This window comes from Amnimonas aquatica (assembly GCF_002943415.1).
Taxonomy (GTDB): domain Bacteria; phylum Pseudomonadota; class Gammaproteobacteria; order Pseudomonadales; family Moraxellaceae; genus Perlucidibaca; species Perlucidibaca aquatica_A.
Map to the genome: position 1 here is coordinate 1 of NZ_PTQZ01000226.1, position 2843 is coordinate 2843.

The 2843-nt window shown below is 68.0% G+C and carries 4 protein-coding genes; all 4 read left to right on the plus strand.

Features of this window, described 5'->3' with window-relative positions; genetic code table 11:
* A partial coding sequence (locus tag C5O18_RS08260) for a secretin N-terminal domain-containing protein (protein ID WP_277422160.1) occupies positions 1 to 1067 on the plus strand: 1067 nt, incomplete at its 5' end.
* Entirely contained in the window at positions 985 to 1509 is a 525-nt protein-coding gene (gene aroK / locus C5O18_RS08265) for a shikimate kinase AroK (protein ID WP_105193073.1), read from the plus strand. The genes C5O18_RS08260 and aroK, both read left to right, overlap by 83 nt.
* 22 nt (positions 1510 to 1531) lie before the next feature.
* A complete protein-coding gene (gene aroB, locus C5O18_RS08270) occupies positions 1532 to 2629 on the plus strand; it encodes a 3-dehydroquinate synthase (protein WP_105193075.1) in 1098 nt (365 codons plus the stop codon).
* Between the two features lie 17 nt (positions 2630 to 2646).
* Positions 2647 to 2843 (plus strand): hypothetical protein (locus C5O18_RS08275; protein ID WP_241146790.1); only part of this gene is annotated, 197 nt, incomplete at its 3' end.

Here is a 2843-nt window from a genome sequence, read left to right on the forward strand (position 1 = left end):
GGATCGGCACGCTGGAGGAGGCGACGGCGCGTGACCGCCGCGAGCGCGAATGGCAGCAGGGGCGCGAGCAGCGCGAGCCGGTGCGCACCCTGCTGGTCGCCCTGCGTCATGCACGTGCCGGCGAACTGGCGAAAATGCTCGCCGGTGGCGGCGGCGAGCGCCTGCTGGGGCCGCGTGGCCGCATCGATGCCGATGTCCGCACCAACACCCTGCTGCTGACCGATACCGAGGTCCGTCTGGCGCAGTGGCAGGACTGGCTGGCGGAGCTGGACCGCCCGGGCCGGCAGGTGCTGATCGAGACCCGGCTGGCAGCGGTGTCGCGCAATACGGCACGCAGCCTGGGCGCGCGCTGGCGGCTGGCGGTACCTGGTGCGGCGGGGCAGGTGCCGCTGGCCGTGGCCGGTGCCGAGGCCTCGGTGCTGAGCTACGGCCTGCTCGGCATCGACGGGAGAACGCTGGACCTGGAGCTGTCTGCGCTGGAGTCGGAGGGCGACGGCGAGGTCATCGCGCGGCCCAGCGTCATGACCGCCGAGCAGCAGAAGGCGCGTATCGCTTCCGGGCAGCAGATTCCCTACCAGGAGACCACGCACAGTGGCGCCAGCACCACGCGCTTCGTCAATGCCGAGCTGAGCCTCGAGGTCATGCCAGCCATCGCGCCCGACGGCGGCATCCAGCTCGATATCGCGCTCAGTCACGACAGCCCCGGCGAAATACAGGCCGGCGGCGCGCGCGCCATCGAAACCAATCGGCTGTCAACTCAGGTACGATTGCAGGATGGTCAGACGCTCATGCTCGGCGGTATTTTCCGCACGCAGGCCGCGCAGGGTGTCAGCCGGGTGCCCGGGCTCGGTAAAATGCCCCTGCTCGGACATCTGTTCAGGCGCCAGGTGGCGCGCAGCGACCGGCAGGAACTCCTGATTTTCGTGACCCCGCGACTGGTCACCGGCGCAGCCGCCGGAGACGCGTGCGCGGCAGAGATGGCAGATGGCGCAGTCGACAGTTCAGAACATTTTCCTGGTCGGGCCGATGGGTGCCGGCAAGACCACCATCGGTCGCCAGCTGGCTGATCTGCTGCGCTGGGAGTTCGTCGACTCCGACCACGAAATCGAGGCCCGCACCGGCGCCGACATTCCCTGGATCTTCGACATCGAGGGCGAGGCCGGTTTCCGGCTGCGCGAGGAGCAGGTCATCGACGCGCTGACCCAGCGCCGGCACATCGTGCTGGCCACCGGTGGCGGTGCGGTCACCCGCGAACAGAATCGGCGGCACCTGCATGACCGGGGCACGGTCATCTATCTGGAAACGCCGGTCGAGCGCCAGCTCGAGCGCACCGCCCGCGACCACAACCGGCCGCTGCTGCGCACCCCCGATCCGCGCGCGCGCCTGACCGAGCTGCTGAGCCAGCGCGACCCGCTGTACCGCGAGGTCGCGCACCACATCATGCCGACCGAGCGGGGCAGCGCCCGCGAGGTGGCCTGGCATATCCTGCAGGCCCTGGGCATGCGCTGAAACGACACGGAAAATGACGAACATGCAAAAGCTGGAAGTGCAGCTGGGCGAGCGCAGCTACCCGATCTTCATCGGCGAGTCGCTGCTGGACCGCCCCGAGTGCCTGCTCCCCTACATTCGTGGTCGCCAGGTGCTGCTGGTCAGCAACGAGACCGTGGCGCCGCTGTACGCCGAGCGCGTGCGCAAGGTGCTGGCTGATGGCGGCCTGACCGTGGCCGAGGCCATCCTGCCCGATGGCGAGGCCTACAAGGACTGGCAGCACCTGAACCTGATCTTCGATGCCCTGCTCGCGGCCCGCTTCAGCCGCAAAGCGACACTGGTCGCGCTTGGCGGCGGCGTGGTGGGCGACATGACCGGCTTCGCCGCCGCCTGCTACCAGCGTGGCGTCGACTTCATCCAGATCCCGACCACGCTGCTGGCGCAGGTGGACTCGTCGGTGGGCGGCAAGACCGGCATCAATCACCCGCTGGGCAAGAACATGATCGGCGCCTTCATGCAGCCGCGCGTGGTGCTCGCCGACACCACGGTGCTGCGCAGCCTGCCGGATCGCGAGTATTCGGCGGGGCTGGCCGAGGTCATCAAGTACGGCCTGATCCGCGATCTGCCTTTCCTGGAATGGCTGGAGCGGCACATGGACGGCCTCATGGCGCGTGACCCCGCGCTGCTGGCCGAAGCCATCCTGCGTTCCTGCCGGAACAAGGCGGAGGTGGTCGCCGCCGACGAGCTCGAGCAGAACGATCTGCGTGCCCTGCTCAACCTCGGGCACACCTTCGGACATGCCATCGAGACCGCCATGGGCTATGGCAGCTGGCTGCACGGCGAGGCGGTCGCGACCGGCATGCTGATGGCCGCTGATCTGTCTTGGCGCGAAAACTGGATTTCGCACCAAGATGTGGCTCGCATTCGCACCATATTGGTGCGATCAGGTCTTCCGGTGGTGCCGCCGCCGGTGTCGCCGGACGAATTCCTGCGTCACATGGCGGTCGACAAAAAAAATATCGACGGCCGCCTGAGGCTGGTTCTGCTGCGCCAGCTGGGCCGGGCGGTGGTCACCGACGAGGCTGACCGGGGGCGTCTTGTGGCGACGCTGATGGCGGGCGAGCATCTCGGGCAGGCGTGATCCGGAGGAAGGTTTTCATGATCGAGCAGTGGCGCAATCAGCGTTTCCTGGGGCAGCTCCTGCTGCTGGCTTTCGTGGTGTCGGTGCTGCTGCTGTGGGCGCTCACGCCGGTGAATGGCGGCTTGCCCGAGCGCCTGCTCGGCAATATCGCGCTGTCACGCGAAGAGGGCCTGGATGCCGGCTTCGGCGCTTTTCCGGAGCTGGTCAAGGATCA

What these genes read in the sequence shown, in the direction of transcription:
- aroK (WP_105193073.1), top strand. Translation starts at nt 985, where the DNA reads ATGGCGCAGTCGACAGTTCAGAACATTTTCCTGGTCGGGCCGATGGGT.
- aroB (WP_105193075.1), top strand. Translation starts at nt 1,532, where the DNA reads ATGCAAAAGCTGGAAGTGCAGCTGGGCGAGCGCAGCTACCCGATCTTC.